This window comes from Methylophilus sp. OH31, from assembly GCF_000576615.1.
GTDB lineage: Bacteria > Pseudomonadota > Gammaproteobacteria > Burkholderiales > Methylophilaceae > Methylophilus.
Map to the genome: position 1 here is coordinate 60,039 of NZ_BAUS01000011.1, position 20,001 is coordinate 80,039.

Sequence of the window (20,001 nt, forward strand, 5' to 3'; positions counted from 1 at the left end):
GTTAGCCATGGTGGTGCATATGAGAAATCAATGGTAAAGCGATGACGTACGACGAACACACCCCTGATACTGGTAATCTTCCAGAATATGCTCAAATGCTGGTCACTGAAGAATGGCAGGCTATTATCACGGGCACTCCGCCTGCGGTGATTAAGCAAGTCTATGACTTGATCAGCGACAATATGCAGGAGTTACTCACCGGTTACCGGCATTATCTGAGCACCGACCCGATATTGAGCAAGGTGCTTAATACGGATGAGATGCGCGCCAAATGGACGGCCGTGTTTGAAGAGTGGGTGTATCAGCTGTTTAGCATGCAGTTTTCAGATGTAAACCACTTCGTGCAGGAGCAGCATGCGCTAGGCATGAAATTGTCGCGCGTTGGCTACCCGGCGCATTCGGTGTCGAAAAGCCTGCGCATGATCAATGCCTGTATTTTGCGGCATATCCTCATGCAAGCGTGGACAGACCAGGAAAAAATGCAGTCGGTGATGTATGTGAATCATCTGATCGGCCTGTCGTACGAGATTCGCAACCATGGCTATATGCAGTCGATTTCTGATCAAACACGGCTTGATGAGTCCTATCGGCTGGCGGTGATAGGCAGCAATATCGCCATGGAAAGAGAGCGTCAACGCGCATTTCTCACCGAATGGGAGCGCAATATCCTGGCCTGGTTTTATAGCCCCTCCGATATCGGTTTGCCACGACTGGCCAAGTCTGAATTTGGCATGTGGTTTTTGCATAAAGCCAGCCTGATGTTTGAACGCACCCCCAAGTTACAAAATATTGCCGAATGTATCGCTAAAATTGATCAGCAGATTTTGCCAAACCTTGAAACCACGCAGTATGATGACCGCGCGGCGATTGGCAGCCAATTCCAGTTGATTCAGCAGGACCTGGTCAAAATCAAATTTGTCATTAATGAGATTTTTGATTCGCATATTGAGCTGGATAACGCGCGTGACAGCCTGACCCGGTTGTTGAACCGACGGTTTATCCATACCGTGTTATCGCGCGAAATTGCCTTGCAAAAACGTGCAGGCGCCATCGGTTTTGCCATCCTGATTCTCGACCTCGATCACTTCAAAACCGTGAATGATAGCTATGGCCATGCTGCCGGGGACATAGCTTTGCAAAAGGTGGCGACCTTAATGACCGAGTCTGTGCGGCCATCAGACTTTGTATTCCGGTATGGCGGTGAAGAAATGCTATTGATTCTGGTCGAGGCTGATGCGACCACGGCCATGCATGTTGCAGAGAATATCCGCAGCAAGGTCGCACAAACACGTATCCAGGCGCCGGGCGGCGACAGTATTGCGCTGACCGTCAGTATCGGCGGCGCGTTGGCCAAGGGCAAAATTGACTATGAGTCTGTGATCGCCGAGGCAGATAAAGCGCTGTACCAGGCCAAGCATGCAGGCCGCAACCGGGTGATGATGAGTGCGTGATTATTTTTCACGCACGATGTTGCCTGAAATTACATAGCGTTGTTTGCCGTCAATAATGGTTGAATATACCTTCATGGTGTTCAGGTTGATGACCTGGGTGACATTGATGCCTGTTTTTTCTACCCAGGTTGCAAAGTAAACCTTGTCGGCCACGGTAAAACGTTCAGGTGTTTCTACACCGTGCGCGCCTTTTTCATCTCCCTTAATGCATAGCCACGACATGGATTTGGCTTCCTTGACCGTGACCCGGTAAATACTGCCGCCGTCATATTGGTAAAGAAACTGGCCGAGGTAGGCATCGGCAGCATGTGCTGTGGTGACCAAGCTTGAGAGCAGTATCGTGGTGATCAGTAATGGCAGCGATTTCATAGGTGATTTCCTGAAGGGGCAGTAAATAGGGCGTTTAAAATCATGATTCAAGACGGCGTAACCAGGGCCATCTTTGCTGGTAAGAGTTGGCCTTGCTTTCGTAAAGGTCACGATGTGGCGTCAGCGGATTGATGGACAGAATGCCTTGATAGAGCGGCTCAAAGCCATGCGGTGCATATACCGCATCCGGATTGATGCCAACACAAGTCGATGGAATCAGGAAGCGGTCTATGCCTTGCTGGCTGTTGTGTAACTGGGTGTAGGGATAGCCAAAGTGGCTTTCATACCACAAGTGTACCCTGGCCTGGTTGCACACCTCGACCGTGATATTGAGGTCATGAAAGAGGGCCTTGGCTTCTTCCTGGCGTGCCTGTTCAGCTTCTGCAGAGACATCCGTGGCGTCAAAGTAGAAGATATCGTAATCCTTGATGTCAGCTTCCGGCGATTTGGCAGACAAACGGTTCCAGACCGTTTGGAACAGGCATCCTGCCACCAGCCAGCTATCCGGCAGGGATAAGTGATGCCAGCGTGCCAGTATTTTGGCGTTATTGGGATTGGTGAGAATATCTGCGACGAAAGTATGCTGCATGGCGTAGCACTTTAGCGATGATTGCAGACTGACACAAGCCGTCTGCAATCATCAAGGTGATGCTGGATGATTTAGACCTGGGCCAGCGCCTGCTCCAGGTCAGCAATCAGGTCGTCAATATGCTCAATGCCTACCGACAGCCTTACCATGTCTTCACTCACTCCCGCGCGGGCGAGTTCTTCAGCATTCAGTTGACGGTGGGTGGTGGTTGCCGGGTGGCAGGCCAGGCTTTTGGCATCGCCGATATTCACCAGGCGGGTGAATAGTTGCAGTGCATCAATAAAACGCGTGCCGCCTTGTAGCCCATCTTGCACGCCAAAAGACAATATCCCCGAAGCTTGCCCCTTCAGGTATTTTTGCACCAAGGCATGGTCAGGATGGTCTGTCAGCCCGGCATATTTAACCCATTTGACCTTGGGGTGTTGCTGCAAGTAATTGGCTACCGCCAAGGCATTGCTACTATGCCGCTCAATACGCAGCGCCAGTGTTTCCAGCCCTTGCAGGATCAGAAAGCTGTTAAACGGACTGATGGCGGCCCCTGTGTTACGCAGTGGCACTACGCGCGCACGGGCGATGTAGGCAGCAGGGCCGAGTGCTTCTACATAGTTAACGCCGTGGTAACTTGGGTCCGGTGTATTGAGGCTAGGAAATCTGTCCGCATGTTCACCCCACGGAAATTTGCCGCTATCGACGATGATGCCGCCTATCGAGTTGCCATGCCCACCGATGTATTTGGTGAGCGAATGTACGACAATATCGACACCATGCGCGAATGGTTTTGCCAGGATAGGCGTAGCAACGGTATTGTCCACAATCACCGGCACGCCATGTTTATGCGCAGCGGCGCTAATGGCAGCGAGGTCTACCACATTGCCCAAGGGGTTACCTATGGTTTCGGCGAATACCAGTTTGGTGCGGCTGTCTATGAGCTTTTCCAGCGAGGCCGGGTCGCGATAATCAAAAAACCTGACTTCTATGCCTTGCTTGGGCAGAGTATGGGCAAATAAATTATAAGTGCCGCCATAGAGCGTAGAGACTGAGACAATATTGTCGCCAGCCTCGGCAATGGTTTGAATGGCATAAGTGATTGCAGCCATGCCTGAGGCCAGTGCCAATGCGCCTATGCCACCTTCGAGTTGCGCCAGGCGCTCCTCCAATACGGCGGTGGTCGGGTTCATGATGCGCGTGTAAATATTGCCCTGTACCTTGAGGTCAAACAGGTCTGCGCCATGCTGGGTGTTGTCAAAGGCGTAAGAGGTCGTTTGATACACGGGCACCGCCACCGCCTTGGTGGTCGGGTCGGGGCTATAGCCGCCATGGATGGATATCGTCTCTTGCTGCATCGCCTGTCTCTCCTTGAGGTTTTATTGTGACGAACAAGGAGTATAGCCCCGCCATGAGGGCTGGTTTATAACATTTGCTTTGCGGCTTATAACCAGTATTTATGAGGCTGGCAGCTGGTTATCCCAGGTCTGGGATCATATGGCCCAGTTTGCTGGACTTGGTTTGCAGGTACTTGAGATTTTCTGCGGTCGGTGTGGTCAGCAGCGGCACTTGCTGATGAATACTGATCCCTAACGATTGCAAGGCGGATCGCTTTTCCTGGTTATTAGAAAGCAAACGGATGCGATTGATTTCAAAGTAGCCCAGCATGTCAGCAGCGGCCTCATAGGTACGTGCGTCAATCGGTAAACCTAGTGCCACATTGGCTTCTACTGTATCCATGCCCTGGTCTTGCAAGGCATAGGCACGCATTTTGTTGGTCAGGCCGATGCCGCGCCCTTCATGGTTTTTTAAATACAGAATCAAGCCCTGGCCAGTTTCCTGGATCAGGCGTTGTGCGTGATGCAGTTGTTCACCGCAGTCGCAACGTGTGGAGCCAAACACATCACCGGTCAAACACTCAGAATGCACTCTTACCAGTGGCTCGCTGGCACGCTGCAGTTCACCGCAGGCCAAGGCAATATGTTCCACGCCATTGCGGTTATCCGTAAATACATGGATATCAAACGCACCAAACTGGGTAGGTAATCTGGCGCTGGAAGTATGGGATAAAAAAAGCATGGGCGTGCGTATTCGGTGTTAAAGGCTCAATCTCATATTGTAGCGGTTGTGCGTTTTTTAAAGTGTCTCTCATCAATTAATCTGTACTTTACATGCGGTCATGCATTTGCCTGGCCGCCAGATGGACGGAATTCAGCTTGGTTTAAGATGAATACTGTTAAACTTTGGTCGATTTCGGTGGTTTTCAGGAGTGTTGAGCCTATGTTTTGGATGCAACGCCGTATATGGATGGCGCTTTTCGCGCTAGTGCTTGTATTGCTTGCGCTGGTTTACCTGCCGCGCGCAGATTCGGGTGAAAGCCCCGCCAACGCCGGGCGCTTATCGGCGAAAGGCGACATTTTGAGCCTGGAAAAAATCTCCCAAAAAGCCAAAAGCTATAAACCCGGCGAGATTCTCGAGGTCGAACTGGAGAAAAAGCACGGGCGTTATATTTATGAGGTTGAGATACTGGATGCTGCGAGCCAGGTGTGGGAATTGAAACTGGATGCCAAGAGTGGACAGTTACTGAAAATGGAGCAAGACGACTAATATGCGGTTGCTGCTGGTAGAAGACGATGCTGTGCTTGGCGCACAGACGCAGCAAGCACTCAAGGCTGCGGGTTATGCCTGTGACTGGCTGCAAGAAGGCGGCGAAGCCAGTATACAAGGCGTGCTTGAGCCATATGACCTGGCGATCCTGGATTTAGGCTTGCCTGGCAAGCCTGGCCTGGACGTGCTGGCCATTTGGCGTGCACAAGCAGACAGTATGCCGGTGATTGTATTAACCGCGCGCAGCAGCTGGCAAGAGAAAGTCGAGGCATTTAACCTCGGAGCCGATGATTATGTGACCAAACCTTTTCATATGGAGGAGTTGCTGGCGCGTATCGGTGCGGTGCATAAGCGCAGCGTGGGCGTGGTGAATAGCGCACTGGTGGTGGCAGATTTAAGCCTGGACGAGCAGACACAGACGGTCTGGCAGGGCGAAACCGCACATGCATTGACGGGTACCGAGTTCAGGTTACTGCGCTACCTGATGTTACATCCCGGTCGGATTTTTTCTAAAACCGAGTTGACCGAGCATGTTTATGCCTATGATGCAGACAAAGACAGCAATGTGATTGAGGTCTATATCAACCGCCTGCGGCAGAAAGTCGGCGCCGACCGTATCCAGACCAAGCGCGGCCAGGGCTATGCGTTTACCGGTCTGATGCCAGGTGTGGACGCATGAAGTCGCTGCGCAGACAGTTGTCGCTGGGCTTGACGCTGAGCCTGGTTGGCCTGCTGACACTGCAATGGGCGGTGGTCACCTTTACCATAGACCATTTAGTTCAGTCGCAAATGACGGCACGTATGCAACAGGAAGCCGAGGGCCTGCTGGCAGGCGTGTCAGTGAATGCGCGCGGCGAATTGGCGCTGGAGCCACGACTCATCACAAGCAGTTACCAGCGACCGTTTTCAGGCCGCTATTTTATTGTGCTGCTAGATAATGAGCGCAAGGAGGCCATCCACAAGATACAGTCTCGCTCCTGGTGGGATGTCGATATGCCGGTGAGCGCGCTCAAGGTCGGTGATGAACGCGTCACCCATGTCACTGGCCCGGAGTCGCAACCCTTGCTGCTATTAGGGCATGCTTACCGCAAACAGCAACACACCATCACTATTTATATTGCAGAGAGTCTGGTTGAGTTACAGCAAAGCCTGCGCCTGTTTCATTGGCTGTATGGGGTGTTTTCCCTGCTGGGGTTGCTGGCATTGCTGGCGTTACAGCGCTGGATTGTCGTCAATACGCTGCAGCCTTTGCAACAGATTAAGGAGAGCCTGGCAAAAGTTGCCAGTGGCGAGTTGCAACAGATCAGTGCCAATGGCCCGGCTGAGGTGATGCCGCTGGTCAACGAGTTTAACCGTATCCTGAAAACAACCAGCCAGAAAACCCGGCGCTCGCGCCTGGCGATAGGTAACCTGGCACATGGACTCAAAACCCGCCTGGCGCAGCTGCAATTGCTGGCAGGTAATGGATCAGAGGCAGGGGATACGCAGTTGCGGCAGATGATACAGCACTGTAGCGAGGACATACACCACGATGTGGAGCGTGAGTTAAAACGCGCGCGGCTGATGGGCGATGCCTACACCAGCCAGCAGACTGATCTGGAACTGGAGTTACCCAAACTGGTGACGACTTTGCAGAAGATTTACAGTGATAAAACCGTGGCATTCGCCTGGCAACATGATGGTCAGGCACGTTTAATGGTTGACCGTGAAGATATGCTGGAATTATTGGGTAATGTGCTTGATAACGCTTTTAAATGGTGTCACGGCCAGGTACAACTGCATATTTCTGTACAAAACAGCATACAAGATACTATTGAGATTGTGGTTGAAGATGACGGTCCCGGCAGCAGTGCGCCGACCTTGGACACTTTGTTACAGCGTGGCATGCGTATGGATGAATCCAAGCCAGGCAGTGGCTTGGGGCTGGCGATCGTGCAGGATATCGTGCACCATTACCACGGCCAGATTTCGCTCACGCATTCTGAGCGACTGGGTGGTTTGCGCATCAAGATGACGCTGGCACCTACCTTGGCAGGCTCCAGCGTTTAAGGTTTAAAACCAGTCGCGGTTGATACTGTTGACCTTGCCGGTTTTGGCATCAATAGTGACTTCCCATTCGGCACCATTGCTATCGACGATTTCAACTTCGTAGTCCCAGCCAGCGCGAAATTTCCTGCGTTCCAGCTCTACTTCTTTCACCACGCCGGGTTTGGCTGCCAGCGCTTTGCTTTGCGCTTCTTCATGTGAAATCAGGCCAAACGCTTTGGCTTTTTCAGACATCTTTTGTACGTCATCATCGTCATCGTCTGCCAGTACAGGCTGACAGGTCATCGCGCTTAAAAACAGGGCAATCATGAGCAGGCTAAGGGATTTGTTTGAGGCTTTACGCATCGTGTTCTCCTTGTGTGTTGAGTATTCACGATACATGGCGCGGATTAATCCATGCTTAATTTTCATGCATGGCTTAACTCTCGTGCATGCTGGGCAAGTGTAAGTTGGGTTGGTGCGTTTTGAGTTGATTAAATAACCAGCGCGTTTCCAGCAGGTTCCATACCCTGAGCATGGCTTCCATATGATCAAACGGCTTGGTTAAAAAGTCTTTGGCACCCAATGCCAGCGCTTTGCGCCGCGTGGCAATGGTCGCATCCGCGGTCAGTACCAGCACCGGCAAGAAATCATGTGGTCCGACATGGTGAGAGAGCTGGTCGAGCACGGCAAAACCATCCAGCACTGGCATCATTAAATCCAGCAAAATCAGGTCGGGCTGGAAAGCATTCACCAGGTCCATGGTTTTGGTGGAATCCGTGGTGCTGATCACCTGCTCAAAGCCTTCTTTGGTCAGCAGCTCTTCAAGCAGACGTAAGTTGGCTTCAGCATCGTCAATAATCAGGATTTTAGAGGCACGTAATTGTTCAATATTCATGGGGTCTCGGGCAGGAGTTTTAGCAGTAACTGGTTAAAGGCCGCGACATTCAACGGCTTGGTAAAGTAATGTGTGATGCCCAGCGCGTTAAGCCGCTGTATGGTGTCCGGCAGGGCGTCTGCACTTAACACGACGATGGGAGTGGCTTGCAAGTCCTGACGGCTGGCCTGGATATGCTGAATAAGCGACTCCCCCGAGCCATCAGGCAGGTTCAGGTCCAGCAATAGTAAGTCTGGCTGCATATCGCGTAGCCAGACCATGCTTTCCTGCAAGCTGGCCGCCAGGTGCAGCTTAAGGTGGCGATGCTTGCTCATAATGGCTTCTATCAAGGCCTGATTGCTATGGTTATCTTCCACATACAGGATATGGCGCTTGGCCTGGCTGGTGGCAGCAGCAGGGCGCGCGTTCAGTGCTGTGCTTGCTTCGGCTTGCGGCAGGGAATTATGAATTGCCTGCCCGGTTTCCGGCAGGCTGATCCAGAACAGGCTTTGCGCTTCGGCCACACCAATCTGGCCGCCCATGGCATCCATCAGCTGTTTGCTGAGTACCAGTCCCAAACCAGTCCCTTCCGTCACTGTGCGTTCTGCGCCCAACCGGTCAAACGGTGTGAATAGCCGCGAGCGCAGGGCGGCGGGAATCCCCTGGCCCTGATCCTGCACATCCACCCGGATTTGGCCTTGCTGCCGATAAGCGCTGAAGCTGACACTGGTATTTTCCGGACCGTATTTCAAGGCATTGGCCAGCAGGTTTAAAATCACCTGCAGCAAGCGCTGACGGTCGGCGCACACTTTCAAATCAGGCTCGAAATGCGTTTCTATGGTGATATCGCGTACTTTTTCCAGCGGTTTGAGGTAGTGATAAGCTTCTTCTAGCAGTAAATTCAGGGCGATGACTTCCATAGACATGCTGATATCGCCACTTTCAATGCGCGAAATATCCAGTACTTCGTTAATCAGCTTCAGTAAGTGTTGGCCGGCATTATGAATCAGCGTGGCGCTGTCTTTTTGCCGACCTTCCGGCAAGTCGTTTTCGAGGATCTGCGCAAAGCCCAAAATCGCGTTTAATGGCGTGCGCAGCTCATGGCTGGTACGTGATAAAAAGTTACTCTTGGCGGCACTGGCTTCTTCCGCTTCTACGCGCGCCAGGTGCGCTTCCTGGGCGCTTTGGGTCAGCAATTGTGAGGCGTGTTCCAACTCACTGGTGAGCTCACCTAATTCATCACGGCTAATGCTGGGCAGGGCCAGCGGCTCGCCCTTGACCAGGTGGATGGCGCTGTCGCGTATGGTTTTGACGCGGGCAACAATGGTTTGGGTAAACAGCCAGACGCCAATCAGCGAGCCAACCACGCCTGCAATTACGGCCATCAGCGTGATGCGTAAATTGCGTTTGCGTTCATAAATGACTTCTTTTTTATCCTGGTTGACGATGGTGGATTCGCGCAGGCTCATGCGGTCAAGGTGGGCACGCAATTGATTCAAGGCATTGCCCTGTGAGCTGAATTTACCAATCAGGGCTTCATCGGCTTCGTCTTCGCTATGGCTGGCGAGAATCGCCAGGTCGTCCAGGTTTTTTGCCACCAGTGGGTGAATCACCTGTAATAAGTGTTGTTGCGAGCGGTCATCCAGGTTGTGCTCCAGCGAGCTCAGCAGGTGCGGCATACTTTGCCTGGCACTTTCATAACCACCCAGAAACTGGCGGTTACCTGTGAGCAGGAAATCGCGCACACCGGTTGAGGCTTCGAGTAACAGGGTTTGCAGGGTTTGAATGTCCTGCTGGATTTGCAGGGCGTTTTGCACGCGTCTTTCCAGCAGGGCAGCCTGCTGTTCACTTTCAAAAATCAAGGCCAGTGAGCCGAGTAACACCGTGAGCGGCAAAGCATTGAGGACGATGCCTTTGGTAGTCAGCGATAAATCCTGCCATAAGTGATTCAGGCGGCTGGTGAGCTGGGTCATGGTGTTGAATAGTGGCTGCATCATAAACCGTCACTCTTAAACCCGGCTTCAACCGCTTTGACTGCAGCTTGCGTGCGGTCATTCAGGTCCAGCTTGCTTAAAATCCGTTCAATATGGATTTTAACCGTGCCCGGGGAAATCCCCAGTTTTTGTGCCAGCGCGGCGTTGCTGGGGCCGGAAGGTAACAGGGCGAATACCTCACGTTCACGCGGCGTAAGTTTTTGCAGATAACTGTCATCAATGGTGCTATTGGCTTGCGCCTGTCCTTGCAGGGCAAACCCCAGCAAGCCGCATACGCTATGCAACACTTGCAAGCTGGCCGGACTTAAGGGGTTGCCGGTGATAAGGCCGAGTAAACCAACGGCGCGTTGCTGGCAGGCGATCGGCAAGTGATAACAATGTAATGGCGTCGGCTCATTATTGGTTTGCAGCGTCCACAAGCTGGGTACAAACTGGCTATGCACTTCAAAGTGTAGCGGCTCTTTGAGCCATTGCCCCAGTGCGCCCAGCATGGGCACGCGCGCACCGATAGGGAAGGTTTTGCCGCGCTGTGCCAATATCTTTAATGCGCCGGCATGTTGCTGGCTGATCAGGCCATGTGGTGCGCCAAACTGCATGCAGACTTCATCCAGCAACCATTGCATCAGTTCTTCTGACCAGCCACTGTTGAACAGTTTCTGACCAAGTCGCTCAAACAGTCGGTCATGTGCCATTTGCACTTGTGTTTGTTTCAGCGAGTTGCGTAAGGCAAATGCACTTTCTGTCGGTGGGGGGCTGTCATTCGGCATATGCCGTTTAGTATATACCGAACTACCTATATCGGTAGATTTTTTGATGACAATAGACGGGCAAAATGCAATCCATCGTGAATGCATCAAGATTCACACCAACAGAACAACTTGTCTGAATGACAATTTAAAGGAGATACACCATGCGTACATTCACAACCGTAGCAGCAATGATTCTGGGTTTAAGTCTGGCTTTGCCAGCACAAGCAGTTGAAACCAATGCCGGTGAAACTGTTCACAATACACATCATGTACAGTTTTTGGGAAAACGTGCATACCAGCAACCAGTGGTAGCCAAAGCAGAGGCTGATCAAGCCTGGGTAGGTGCCACACTGAGAGTGGACCAGACAAACCAGCAGCAAGTCTTGAAAATGCACTCCCTGGGCAAGCGCGCTTACTAGTCAGTGTTGCGTAAGGTTGTTGGAACATAATGGCCTTACACCTGCCACAGGTGTATACACAAACAAATTATGTAGGAGCGAAAAATGAGTAAATTATTATTGGCACTCTTGGTGACATTTGGTTTAATGGCTAATGCATTGGCGGAAGAGTCGATTGATCAGGACGCCACGGTTAACCAGATGCATCAGCACAATTTTTTAGGTAAGCGCCCTTATGCCAAAACCCCGGTTGCCAAGCAAAATCCGGATGAAAAATGGGTAGGTGCTGGCATCGTCACCGACAAGCCTGAAAAAGGCTTCGATAAGCACCAGCAAATGCGTTTAAACTTTATCGGTAGACGCCCTTTTAATGCAGACACTTCAGCTGATTAAGCATAAGCTGACCACTGCTCTGAACAATAACCCCGCATGATTGCGGGGTTTTGTGTGTCATAACGTCAATTATAAAAATTAACAATATAACAATAATTTTGTTTGTGAAGGATATACACCATGTCAACCTCTGTGCAGGGGTCTAGTCCGCTAGACTTGTTCAAGCACATCAATCGAGACTTGCCGGCCTCCATTGTCGTGTTTTTTGTGGCATTGCCACTTTGTTTGGGTATCGCCCTGGCATCTGGTGCGCCACTATTTTCGGGCGTGATTGCCGGGATTATCGGCGGCATCGTCGTTGGCCTGGCCAGCGGCTCGCAGCTCGGTGTGAGTGGCCCCGCCGCTGGCTTGGCCGTGATTGTGATGGCAGCGATTGGCAACTTGGGCTCTTATGAGGTTTTTCTGGCCGCGGTGGTTCTCGCTGGCGTGTTCCAGTTTTTGCTCGGGCAGTTTAAAGCGGGCTTTATTGCTTATTTTGTGCCTTCTTCAGTGATTACCGGCATGCTCACAGGCATAGGATTGTTGATTATCCTGAAGCAGATTCCCCATGCATTTGGTTACGATGCGGACTATGAGGGTGATGAGTCTTTTGACGCGTTTGCCGGCCATGATACGTTCAGCGATATTTTGCAGGCATGGGACCTGTTAACGCCAGGCGCGGTATTGATTGCTGCTGTGTCTTTTGCGATTCTGATCCTGTGGGATACGGTGCTGACCAAGAAACACCGGATTTTCCAATTGCTGCAAGGGCCGATTGTGGTGGTGCTGGTTGGTATCCTGCTCAATGTGGCATTTATGCGCGGCTGGTTGAATTTCACATTAAGTGACGACCAGATCGTACGTTTGCCAGTGGCGAGTAGCTTGGGTGAGTTTGCCAGCTTCTTTACGCATCCTGATTTTAGCCAGGTGACGCAGCCGCTGGTGATTAAAACCGCCTTGGTGATGGCTATTGTCGCCAGCTTGGAAACCCTGCTTTGTGTCGAAGCGACGGACAAACTGGATGTGCATAAACGCGTGACGCCAACCAACAAAGAACTCAAGGCACAGGGTTTAGGCAATATTGTCTCAGGCCTGATTGGTGGCTTGCCCATTACGCAAGTGATTGTGCGTAGCAGTGCCAACGTAACCTTTGGTGCGCAAACCAAGTTATCTGCGATCTTGCATGGCTTCTGGTTGTTGCTTAGCGCCATCACCATTGCCAGCTTCCTCAACCTGATTCCTTTGGCCAGCCTGGCCACCATCCTGATTATGGTGGGTTACAAACTGGCAAAACCCAAACTGTTCAAGCAAATGTACCAGCTAGGCTGGGAGCAGTTTATTCCGTTTATTGTGACCATTGTCGCGATCGTATTTACCGATTTGCTGACGGGGATTGGCTTAGGCTTGGTAGTCGCCGTGTTCTTCACCTTGCATCACAGCTACCGCAATTCGCACTACATCAAACAAACACGCTCTACCAAAGAGGGTAAGGAAGTGTATGAGCTCGTGCTGGCGGAAGAAGTCTCGTTCTTTAACAAGGCAAGTATCCTGGAAGTGTTGGAAGCCATTCCACCGAATAGCAAAGTCGTGATCGATTGTACCAATAGTAAATCGATCGCCTATGATGTCGTGGAATTCATCTATGGCTATCAGCAGCATGCCAAATTGAAAAATATTGATGTAGAAACCATTGATTTCAAACCACCCAAGCATATGCTGGGGCATTAACCAAAAAGCATGGCGTATAAGCCATGCAAAACAATTAATTAGTAGAGGATAGACACTATGTACAAGCACCCATTACTGGACCGCGACAAAATGACCGCGCGTGAAGCACTGGATATCTTGGTTGAAGGTAATCACCGTTTTATTACCGACCGCGAACAGGACAAAGATTTCAAAAGCCTGATCCAAATCACCAAGGATAAACAACATCCGTTTTCGTCCTTTTTGAGCTGCAGTGACTCACGTGCACCAGTGGAGTTGTTATTTGACCAGGCATTGGGCGATGTGTTCAGCGTGCGCCTGGCAGGTAATATTGCTTCAGATAAAGCCATCGGCAGCCTGGAGTTTGGCAGCAAATACCTGGGCAGCAAACTGATTGTAGTGATGGGCCATTCCTCTTGCGGCGCGGTGAAAGCGGCTTGCGATGATTTTAAAGATGGGCATATTGGCGAGATTATCAACCTGATTAAACCGTCTATCCGTCACGAAAAGACCATTACTGATCCGGCCCAGCGCAATTCAAAAAACAGTGATTTTGTGGAGAAAATTTGCGCCTTGAATGTGAAATATCAGATCGATACCATCATTCGTTGCAGTGACATTATTGATGATATGTTGCAAAGCAAGCAGATCGGCATTGTCGGTGCAGTCTATGATATCTCTACCGGTAAAGTGGATTTCCTGGAAGATACTTTTATTGGCTAAGCGCTGATTAGGTGAAACTAAAAAGCCGATGCATGCATCGGCTTTTTATTTGGCTTGAAGGTGATTAATGATGGCCTTCTTTGGCCAGGTTAATGCTGTATTTGGGAATCTCTACCGTGACATCGGTTTCCTGCAAAATGGCCTGGCAGGACAAACGGGACTGCGGCGTCAGGCCCCAGGCGCGATCCAGCATATCGTCTTCATCTTCTTCAATCTCATTCAGGCTGTTAAAGCCCTCACGTACCACCACATGGCAGGTGGTACAGGCACAGACGCCGCCACAGGCATTATCAATATCAATATCGTGCTTTAACAGTGCATCGCAGATTGAAGTGCCTTTTTCGGCTTCGATCACGGCGCCTTGCGGGCAGATTTCAGGATGCGGTAATACATTAATTTTTGGCATATTTTAGAGTTCCAGTGAATCCAGGTTTTTGCCGGCAAGGGCTTTTTGTACCGAGGCGTCCATGCGCTTGGCGGCAAAGTCTTCTGTGGCATGGTTGAGTGCATCGCTCGCCTGTTTAACCGCATGGCTATCCGTGCCCTGGCATAAGGCCAGCAGGGCATCTATGTGCGTTTGTATCTGTTGACGCTCATCTGCACTCAGCAGTGTGTCACCATCTTCAAGCAGTGCGGCTTGAATCGCCTCTATCAGGCGTTGTGCGTCGACCACGGCTTCACGCAACATGCGGGCAGCTTTGTCGCTTTCGGCCGCGCCAAATGAGTTTTTGAGCATGTTGGTGATCTGGTCTTCGTTGAGGCCATAAGAGGGCTTTACCGTGATGTTGGCTTCCACGCCATTGGTCTGTTCGCGCGCACTGACGGATAACAGGCCATCTGCATCGACTTGAAAGGTGACGCGAATGCGGGCGGCCCCAGCGGCCATCGGCGGAATGCCACGCAGTTCAAATCGTGCCAATGAACGACAGTCACTGACCAGTTCACGCTCACCTTGCACGACATGAATCGCCATGGCGGTTTGGCCGTCTTTATAGGTGGTAAAGTCCTGTGCACGTGCAATCGGCAACGTTGAATTGCGAGGAATCACTTTTTCTACCAATCCACCCATGGTTTCCAGGCCGAGTGACAGTGGCGTGATGTCCAGTAACAGTAATTCATCGCCACTGCGGTTGCCGGCCAGGACATTGGCTTGTATGGCCGCACCAAGCGCGACGACTTTGTCCGGGTCGAGGTTGGTCAACGGTTCCTGCTCGAAGAATGCCTGCACGGCATGGCGGATATGTGGCATGCGTGTTGCACCGCCGACCAGTACCACGCCTTTGATCTCGTCTATGCTTAATCCGGCATCGCGCATGGCTTTGCGCGTAGGGCTTAAGGTTTTAATCACCAGATGTTCAGTGAGCGCCACAAATTGGGCCACCGACAAGGTTTCATCGACCAGGGCGCCGTTGCTTAATTTACAGACGATGTTAGCTTCATGATTATCGGTCAGCCATTCTTTGGCCTGGCGCGATTTGGTGAGCAGCAGGCGGGTATCTTCTTCGTTGAGTGGTTTAAAGTCTGCGGTTTTACTGCGCACCTGATCCAGCACCCAGCAAAAAATGCGGTGGTCAAAGTCGTCACCGCCTAATGCCGAGTCACCATTGGTGGCCAATACTTCAAACACACCTTTACTCAGGCGCAAAATTGAAATATCAAATGTGCCGCCACCGAGGTCATAAATCACATAGACGCCTTCGGCTGCATTATCCAGACCGTAGGCGACCGCAGCAGCCGTGGGCTCATTGAGCAGGCGTAACACATGCAAGCCGGCAAGGCGTGCAGCGTCTTTGGTCGCCTGGCGTTGCGCGTCATCAAAATAGGCGGGTACGGTAATCACCGCGCCGGTCAGTTCGCCGCCCAATGCTTTTTCAGCACGTGCTTTCAGGGTTTTTAATATATCGGCAGAAATCTCGACCGGGCTTTTCAAACCTGCACGTGTTTTGATTTCGAGGATGCCTTGCGAGCTATCATTTTCAACAAAATGATAGGGGATATGCGCTCTGTCGGTAATGTCGTGCAAGGCGCGGCCCATAAAGCGCTTGACCGAGACAATCGTATTGATCGGATCCTGGCTTTGTGCCGCCTGCGCTTCGTGGCCGACAATGGTGGCATCCTGCAGATAGCGAACCACAGAAGGCAACAAGGCGTGCCCATGCTCGTCATGCAACACAGTGCTCATGCCGCTGCGTACAGTGGCGACGAGTGAGTTGGTGGTACCCAGATCAATGCCCACTGCCAATTTGTGCTGATGTGGGGCGGGGGACAATCCAGGTTCTGAAATCTGTAATAAGGCCATGAAACTCTAATCTTCCAACTGAGCGATCAGCTGATTCACATCTTCACTCACTTTATCAATAAACCGCAGCTTGCGGACGGTCAGTGCTGCTTGCGTCGGGGCGGCCACAATCTCGTTGGCCACTTGCTGCTGCAAGGTTTTTGCCTGTATTCGCATTTCTTTGAGTAATGCATCCAGTGCTGGAATATCTTTACCAAGCCTGGCGTCATCCATGGCTTCACGCCATTCCATTTGCGCCATTAAAAAATCACCAGGCATGGCGGTGTTATTTTCTTCATCGGTGGCAATGCCCTGCAGTTGCAGCAAGTAGCGGGCGCGAGATGTCGGCTGTTTGAGTGCCTGGTAAGCTTCATTCACCAGTGTGGCCATTTGCATGGATTGCATGCGGTCGGCGGGCGAAGCATTCACAAATTTATCCGGATGTACTTCCGCTTGTAACTTGCGGTACTGGCCATCCAGTACGGTCAAGTCCAGCTCAAACTGTTGCGGCAGCTGAAAGAGGGCGAAGTAGTTTTGCATAGTCTATTGGCCGCAGCGTCAGGCAGACGCTGCGTGTATTTGCAGCAACAATTAAACAGTAAACGACTCGCCGCAGCCGCACTCGTCTTTGACGTTTGGATTGTTGAACTTAAAGCCTTCGTTCAAGCCTTCCTTGGTAAAGTCGAGCTCAGTGCCATCGATATAGACCAGGCTTTTCGGGTCGACAATCACCTTGACGCCGTGGCTTTCAAATGACACATCTTCTGCTTGCATTTCGTCCACAAATTCCAGGGTGTAGGCCATGCCTGAACAGCCGGTGGTTTTGACGCCCAGGCGTAAGCCAAGGCCCTTGCCACGGTTGGCCAGGAACTTCTCGACACGGTTAGCTGCTGTTTCAGTCAGGGTAATTGCCATACGCTTAGCCTTGCTTGGATTTTAAGTCAGCAATCGCAGATTTGATTGCGTCTTCTGCCAGTACTGAGCAGTGGATTTTGACTGGTGGCAAAGCGAGCTCTTCCGCGATGGCAGAATTCTTGATTTCTTGTGCCTGATCCAGCGTTTTGCCTTTTAACCATTCGGTCACCAGCGAGCTGGAAGCAATCGCAGAACCGCAACCATAGGTCTTGAATTTGGCATCTTCAATCACGCCTGCATCATTCACCTTGATTTGCAATTTCATCACGTCACCACACGCAGGCGCGCCGACCATGCCGGTGCCCACATTCGGGTCATTTTTGTCCAGAGAACCCACGTTACGTGGATTTTCGTAGTGGTCCAATACTTTATCTGAGTAAGCCATGTTGTTGCTCCTATCAATTAAATCGCGATATTCGGAGGAGTATTCGCGTTTTAATTATAAAAAATATTTCTTTAGTGAATAAAAATTGCAGATTTCATTGTCTGGCAAGGCGGAGACATGCGCCGTTTAGTGTATCTAAACAAGCATGTCGACAACGCCGCCAGGCGATGAAAGAACAATTTTTAATGTTCCGCCCATTCTACTTTGGACAAATCAATTCCATCCTTGAACATCTCCCATAATGGGGACAGTTCACGCAATTTTCCAATTTTGCTCTTTAACAGGTCAATGGTGTAATCCACATCGGCTTCAGTAGTAAAGCGGCCAATGCTGAAACGGATAGAGCTGTGTGCCAGTTCGTCGGAGCGGCCCAAGGCACGTAACACATAGCTAGGCTCCAGGCTGGCAGAGGTGCATGCGGAGCCAGAGGAAACAGCAATATCCTTGATTGCCATGATCAGTGACTCGCCTTCAACGTAGTTAAAGCTAACGTTGAGGTTATGCGGCACGCGATGATCGAGGTCACCGTTGACGTAAGTTTCTTCAATTTGCAGCAGGCCGTTCAGCAAGCGGTCACGCAGTGCGCGGATACGCTCGTTTTCGCTAGCCATTTCTTCGCGTGCGATGCGGAAAGCCTCGCCCATCCCTGCAATCTGGTGCGTGGCCAGTGTGCCGGAACGCATACCGCGCTCATGACCACCGCCGTGCATCTGCGCTTCAATACGAATACGCGGTTTACGGCGCACATATAATGCGCCTATGCCTTTAGGGCCGTAGGTTTTGTGCGCAGAAAAGCTCATCAAATCCACGGGCAGCGTTTCCAGGTCAATCGCGACTTTACCGGTGGCTTGCGCCGCATCGACATGGAAAATCACATTATTGGCACGGCAGACATTACCCAGGGCGGTGATGTCCTGGATCACGCCGATTTCGTTATTGACCAGCATAATAGATGCCAGCACAGTATCCGGACGAATCGCGGCTTTGAATTTCTCAAGCGAAATCAGGCCATCGGCTTCTGGTTGCAGGTAAGTCGCTTCGTAGCCTTCACGCTCCAATTCACGTACGGTATCCAGTACGGCTTTGTGCTCAGTGGCTGCGGTGATAATGTGCTTGCCTTTGCTACCAGCATAAAAGTGCGCGGCACCTTTAATCGCCAGGTTATTCGACTCCGTCGCGCCTGAGGTCCACACGATTTCGCGTGGGTCGGCATTGACCAGCTTGGCGACTTCTTCACGCGCATTTTCTACGGCGTGCTCTGCGGTCCAGCCATACGGGTGGCTACGCGAAGCCGGGTTGCCAAAGTCTTCGGTCAGGTAAGGAATCATTTTTTGCGCCACACGTGGGTCTACCGGTGTGGTTGCAGAGTAATCCAGATAAATCGGCTTTCTTTCAGACATGTCTCATGCTCTTTCAATTAAAGTCTATGCCGCAACGGCATTTAATCCTTTCAGACGCTGCACTTGTTGCTGCAACGCTGCTAAAAACTGTGTGATTTCTTCACTGGTATTGCTATCGCTCAGGCTGACGCGCACCGCACCGCGTGCCAGGTCTGGCGTGATGTCCATTGCCAGTAAGACATGGCTGGGCTCTGTACTATCACTGGAGCAGGCCGAGCCGCTGGCAACCGCAAAACCAGCTTTATCGAGTGCCGTCACCAAGGTTTCGCCTTCAATATTGGTGATGGCAAAGAAACTGGTGTTTGGCAGGCGCTCGGCTTGTGACGCAAAAATCGTGGCGCCTAACTTGTTTAAGCCGGTTTCCAACTGGTCACGCAATTTTTGTACGACGGTGTGGCGCGCGTCCAGCGTTTCCATCGCCAATTGGCAAGCCCGGGCAAAACCGACAATGCCTGCGACATTTTCAGTGCCGCTACGCAGGCCACGTTCCTGGCCACCGCCATGCAATAAGGGTGCAATATCTACGCGTTTATCAAGAATCAAGGCGCCGACACCAATCGGGCCACCAATCTTGTGGCTTGATATCGTCATTGCATGTACGCCAAGCGCATGCATGTCGACGGCGATTTTGCCGAAGGCCTGTACGGCATCGGTATGCAATAACGCACCATGTGCTTTTGCCAATTGCGCCAACTCGGCTATCGGCTGTATGGCGCCGGTTTCATTGTTTGCCAACATGGCCGAAACTAAACCCGTGCGTGTGTTCAATGTTTGCTCTGCTAGCGCGAGGTCAATCACGCCCTGACTGTTGACGCCAAGCTGGGTGACTTTCCAGTCATGCCAGGCCAGCGATTGTGCCGGGCGGGTCACGCATGGATGCTCAATGGCACTGATCAGTAGCTGTAACGGGTTCAGGTTGGCCGTAATACCTTTAATCGCAAAATTATTCGCTTCAGTGCCGCCGGAAGTAAACACGACTTGTGACGCCTGAACACCGACGCACTCGGCAATCTGCTTTCTGGCTAGCTCCATCGCCTCACGTGCATTGCGGCCATAGACGTGGCGGCTGGTCGGATTGCCAGTCGCCTGGGTTAACCAGGGTAGCATCGCTTCCAGTACCTGCGGTTTTAATGCCGTGGTGCTGTTGTGATCCAGGAAAACGGTTTTCGTTGTCATA

General features: G+C 51.5%; 23 protein-coding genes. 8 read left to right on the forward strand and 15 right to left on the reverse strand.

Going from position 1 to position 20,001, the window contains the following annotated elements; all coding sequences use genetic code 11:
- Positions 1-41: 41 nt before the first annotated feature.
- Positions 42-1,451 (forward strand): GGDEF domain-containing protein, encoded by a 1,410-nt coding sequence (locus tag OH31_RS12620; RefSeq protein WP_242402288.1) that lies wholly within the window; start codon positions 42-44, stop codon positions 1,449-1,451.
- Here OH31_RS12620 and OH31_RS12625 read toward each other — a convergent pair whose 3' ends face one another.
- From OH31_RS12625 to ribA, 4 genes are all read right to left on the reverse strand, one after another.
- Positions 1,452-1,820: a MoaF C-terminal domain-containing protein gene (locus OH31_RS12625; protein WP_024931009.1), complete on the reverse strand. Its 369-nt coding sequence runs from the start codon at positions 1,818-1,820 to the stop codon at positions 1,452-1,454.
- Positions 1,821-1,860: 40 nt separating this feature from the next.
- Positions 1,861-2,409, reverse strand: coding sequence for a nucleotidyltransferase family protein (locus OH31_RS12630; protein ID WP_024931010.1), 549 nt, complete (start codon positions 2,407-2,409; stop codon positions 1,861-1,863).
- A gap of 71 nt (positions 2,410-2,480) precedes the next feature.
- Positions 2,481-3,752 carry an O-acetylhomoserine aminocarboxypropyltransferase/cysteine synthase family protein gene (locus tag OH31_RS12635; RefSeq protein ID WP_024931011.1) on the reverse strand — a complete coding sequence of 424 codons (1,272 nt, stop codon included), beginning with the start codon at positions 3,750-3,752 and terminating at the stop codon, positions 2,481-2,483.
- Between the two features lie 118 nt (positions 3,753-3,870).
- Entirely contained in the window at positions 3,871-4,473 is a 603-nt protein-coding gene (gene ribA / locus OH31_RS12640) for a GTP cyclohydrolase II (RefSeq protein WP_024931012.1), read from the reverse strand.
- Between the two features lie 201 nt (positions 4,474-4,674).
- On the opposite strand from ribA, the gene OH31_RS12645 reads away from it, so the two are divergent.
- Genes OH31_RS12645 through OH31_RS12655 form a run of 3 tightly spaced genes read left to right on the forward strand, consistent with a single transcriptional unit; the run spans position 4,675 to position 7,050 of the window.
- Positions 4,675-5,001 (forward strand): PepSY domain-containing protein, encoded by a 327-nt coding sequence (locus OH31_RS12645; protein ID WP_024931013.1) that lies wholly within the window; start codon positions 4,675-4,677, stop codon positions 4,999-5,001.
- A gap of 1 nt (position 5,002) precedes the next feature.
- A complete protein-coding gene (locus OH31_RS12650) occupies positions 5,003-5,680 on the forward strand; it encodes a response regulator transcription factor (RefSeq protein WP_024931014.1) in 678 nt (225 codons plus the stop codon).
- A complete protein-coding gene (locus tag OH31_RS12655) occupies positions 5,677-7,050 on the forward strand; it encodes an ATP-binding protein (protein WP_024931015.1) in 1,374 nt (457 codons plus the stop codon). Before OH31_RS12650 ends, OH31_RS12655 begins: the two co-directional genes overlap by 4 nt.
- 3 nt (positions 7,051-7,053) lie before the next feature.
- Here OH31_RS12655 and OH31_RS12660 read toward each other — a convergent pair whose 3' ends face one another.
- The 4 genes from OH31_RS12660 to OH31_RS12675 form a co-directional block, all read right to left on the reverse strand.
- On the reverse strand, positions 7,054-7,392 hold the full coding sequence (locus OH31_RS12660) for a PepSY domain-containing protein (RefSeq protein WP_024931016.1): 339 nt from the start codon (positions 7,390-7,392) through the stop codon (positions 7,054-7,056).
- Between the two features lie 73 nt (positions 7,393-7,465).
- Entirely contained in the window at positions 7,466-7,924 is a 459-nt protein-coding gene (locus tag OH31_RS12665; protein ID WP_024931017.1) for a response regulator, read from the reverse strand.
- Positions 7,921-9,900: an ATP-binding protein gene (locus OH31_RS12670; protein ID WP_024931018.1), complete on the reverse strand. Its 1,980-nt coding sequence runs from the start codon at positions 9,898-9,900 to the stop codon at positions 7,921-7,923. The genes OH31_RS12665 and OH31_RS12670 overlap by 4 nt, the downstream gene beginning before the upstream one ends.
- The gene (locus OH31_RS12675) at positions 9,897-10,751 is read right to left on the reverse strand and encodes a LuxR C-terminal-related transcriptional regulator (RefSeq protein WP_242402289.1); all 855 of its coding nucleotides are present in this window, start codon (positions 10,749-10,751) and stop codon (positions 9,897-9,899) included. Before OH31_RS12675 ends, OH31_RS12670 begins: the two co-directional genes overlap by 4 nt.
- A 56-nt stretch (positions 10,752-10,807) precedes the next feature.
- On the opposite strand from OH31_RS12675, the gene OH31_RS12680 reads away from it, so the two are divergent.
- The 4 genes from OH31_RS12680 to OH31_RS12695 all read left to right on the forward strand — a co-directional run bounded on the left by OH31_RS12680 (position 10,808) and on the right by OH31_RS12695 (position 13,846).
- Positions 10,808-11,065 (forward strand): hypothetical protein, encoded by a 258-nt coding sequence (locus OH31_RS12680; protein WP_024931020.1) that lies wholly within the window; start codon positions 10,808-10,810, stop codon positions 11,063-11,065.
- 84 nt (positions 11,066-11,149) lie between these two features.
- Positions 11,150-11,437: a hypothetical protein gene (locus tag OH31_RS12685; RefSeq protein ID WP_019882643.1), complete on the forward strand. Its 288-nt coding sequence runs from the start codon at positions 11,150-11,152 to the stop codon at positions 11,435-11,437.
- Between the two features lie 120 nt (positions 11,438-11,557).
- On the forward strand, positions 11,558-13,144 hold the full coding sequence (locus tag OH31_RS12690; protein ID WP_019882642.1) for a SulP family inorganic anion transporter: 1,587 nt from the start codon (positions 11,558-11,560) through the stop codon (positions 13,142-13,144).
- A gap of 57 nt (positions 13,145-13,201) precedes the next feature.
- Positions 13,202-13,846 carry a carbonic anhydrase gene (locus OH31_RS12695; RefSeq protein WP_019882641.1) on the forward strand — a complete coding sequence of 215 codons (645 nt, stop codon included), beginning with the start codon at positions 13,202-13,204 and terminating at the stop codon, positions 13,844-13,846.
- A gap of 64 nt (positions 13,847-13,910) precedes the next feature.
- Here the strand turns inward: OH31_RS12695 and fdx are convergent, their stop codons facing one another.
- From fdx to OH31_RS12730, 7 genes are all read right to left on the reverse strand, one after another.
- A complete protein-coding gene (gene fdx, locus OH31_RS12700) occupies positions 13,911-14,252 on the reverse strand; it encodes an ISC system 2Fe-2S type ferredoxin (RefSeq protein WP_019882639.1) in 342 nt (113 codons plus the stop codon).
- Between the two features lie 3 nt (positions 14,253-14,255).
- Positions 14,256-16,145 carry a Fe-S protein assembly chaperone HscA gene (gene hscA, locus OH31_RS12705; protein ID WP_024931021.1) on the reverse strand — a complete coding sequence of 630 codons (1,890 nt, stop codon included), beginning with the start codon at positions 16,143-16,145 and terminating at the stop codon, positions 14,256-14,258.
- Positions 16,146-16,151: 6 nt separating this feature from the next.
- A complete protein-coding gene (gene hscB / locus OH31_RS12710; RefSeq protein WP_024931022.1) occupies positions 16,152-16,664 on the reverse strand; it encodes a Fe-S protein assembly co-chaperone HscB in 513 nt (170 codons plus the stop codon).
- A gap of 51 nt (positions 16,665-16,715) precedes the next feature.
- On the reverse strand, positions 16,716-17,039 hold the full coding sequence (iscA, locus tag OH31_RS12715) for an iron-sulfur cluster assembly protein IscA (protein ID WP_019882636.1): 324 nt from the start codon (positions 17,037-17,039) through the stop codon (positions 16,716-16,718).
- A gap of 4 nt (positions 17,040-17,043) precedes the next feature.
- The gene (gene iscU / locus OH31_RS12720) at positions 17,044-17,424 is read right to left on the reverse strand and encodes a Fe-S cluster assembly scaffold IscU (protein ID WP_019882635.1); all 381 of its coding nucleotides are present in this window, start codon (positions 17,422-17,424) and stop codon (positions 17,044-17,046) included.
- A 182-nt stretch (positions 17,425-17,606) separates the two neighbouring features.
- Entirely contained in the window at positions 17,607-18,824 is a 1,218-nt protein-coding gene (locus OH31_RS12725) for an IscS subfamily cysteine desulfurase (protein ID WP_019882634.1), read from the reverse strand.
- A 24-nt stretch (positions 18,825-18,848) separates the two neighbouring features.
- Positions 18,849-20,000, reverse strand: coding sequence for a cysteine desulfurase family protein (locus OH31_RS12730; protein ID WP_024931023.1), 1,152 nt, complete (start codon positions 19,998-20,000; stop codon positions 18,849-18,851).
- Between the last annotated feature and the right edge of the window lies 1 nt (position 20,001).

Excerpts from the sequence above, each read along its gene's own strand:
- OH31_RS12620 (WP_242402288.1), top strand. The coding sequence starts at position 42 with ATGACGTACGACGAACACACCCCTGATACTGGTAATCTTCCAGAATAT.
- OH31_RS12625 (WP_024931009.1), bottom strand. The coding sequence starts at position 1,820 with ATGAAATCGCTGCCATTACTGATCACCACGATACTGCTCTCAAGCTTG.
- OH31_RS12630 (WP_024931010.1), bottom strand. The coding sequence starts at position 2,409 with ATGCAGCATACTTTCGTCGCAGATATTCTCACCAATCCCAATAACGCC.
- OH31_RS12635 (WP_024931011.1), bottom strand. The coding sequence starts at position 3,752 with ATGCAGCAAGAGACGATATCCATCCATGGCGGCTATAGCCCCGACCCG.
- ribA (WP_024931012.1), bottom strand. The coding sequence starts at position 4,473 with ATGCTTTTTTTATCCCATACTTCCAGCGCCAGATTACCTACCCAGTTT.
- OH31_RS12645 (WP_024931013.1), top strand. The coding sequence starts at position 4,675 with ATGTTTTGGATGCAACGCCGTATATGGATGGCGCTTTTCGCGCTAGTG.
- OH31_RS12650 (WP_024931014.1), top strand. The coding sequence starts at position 5,003 with ATGCGGTTGCTGCTGGTAGAAGACGATGCTGTGCTTGGCGCACAGACG.
- OH31_RS12655 (WP_024931015.1), top strand. The coding sequence starts at position 5,677 with ATGAAGTCGCTGCGCAGACAGTTGTCGCTGGGCTTGACGCTGAGCCTG.
- OH31_RS12660 (WP_024931016.1), bottom strand. The coding sequence starts at position 7,392 with ATGCGTAAAGCCTCAAACAAATCCCTTAGCCTGCTCATGATTGCCCTG.
- OH31_RS12665 (WP_024931017.1), bottom strand. The coding sequence starts at position 7,924 with ATGAATATTGAACAATTACGTGCCTCTAAAATCCTGATTATTGACGAT.
- OH31_RS12670 (WP_024931018.1), bottom strand. The coding sequence starts at position 9,900 with ATGATGCAGCCACTATTCAACACCATGACCCAGCTCACCAGCCGCCTG.
- OH31_RS12675 (WP_242402289.1), bottom strand. The coding sequence starts at position 10,751 with ATGCATTCACGATGGATTGCATTTTGCCCGTCTATTGTCATCAAAAAA.
- OH31_RS12680 (WP_024931020.1), top strand. The coding sequence starts at position 10,808 with ATGCGTACATTCACAACCGTAGCAGCAATGATTCTGGGTTTAAGTCTG.
- OH31_RS12685 (WP_019882643.1), top strand. The coding sequence starts at position 11,150 with ATGAGTAAATTATTATTGGCACTCTTGGTGACATTTGGTTTAATGGCT.
- OH31_RS12690 (WP_019882642.1), top strand. The coding sequence starts at position 11,558 with ATGTCAACCTCTGTGCAGGGGTCTAGTCCGCTAGACTTGTTCAAGCAC.
- OH31_RS12695 (WP_019882641.1), top strand. The coding sequence starts at position 13,202 with ATGTACAAGCACCCATTACTGGACCGCGACAAAATGACCGCGCGTGAA.
- fdx (WP_019882639.1), bottom strand. The coding sequence starts at position 14,252 with ATGCCAAAAATTAATGTATTACCGCATCCTGAAATCTGCCCGCAAGGC.
- hscA (WP_024931021.1), bottom strand. The coding sequence starts at position 16,145 with ATGGCCTTATTACAGATTTCAGAACCTGGATTGTCCCCCGCCCCACAT.
- hscB (WP_024931022.1), bottom strand. The coding sequence starts at position 16,664 with ATGCAAAACTACTTCGCCCTCTTTCAGCTGCCGCAACAGTTTGAGCTG.
- iscA (WP_019882636.1), bottom strand. The coding sequence starts at position 17,039 with ATGGCAATTACCCTGACTGAAACAGCAGCTAACCGTGTCGAGAAGTTC.
- iscU (WP_019882635.1), bottom strand. The coding sequence starts at position 17,424 with ATGGCTTACTCAGATAAAGTATTGGACCACTACGAAAATCCACGTAAC.
- OH31_RS12725 (WP_019882634.1), bottom strand. The coding sequence starts at position 18,824 with ATGTCTGAAAGAAAGCCGATTTATCTGGATTACTCTGCAACCACACCG.
- OH31_RS12730 (WP_024931023.1), bottom strand. The coding sequence starts at position 20,000 with ATGACAACGAAAACCGTTTTCCTGGATCACAACAGCACCACGGCATTA.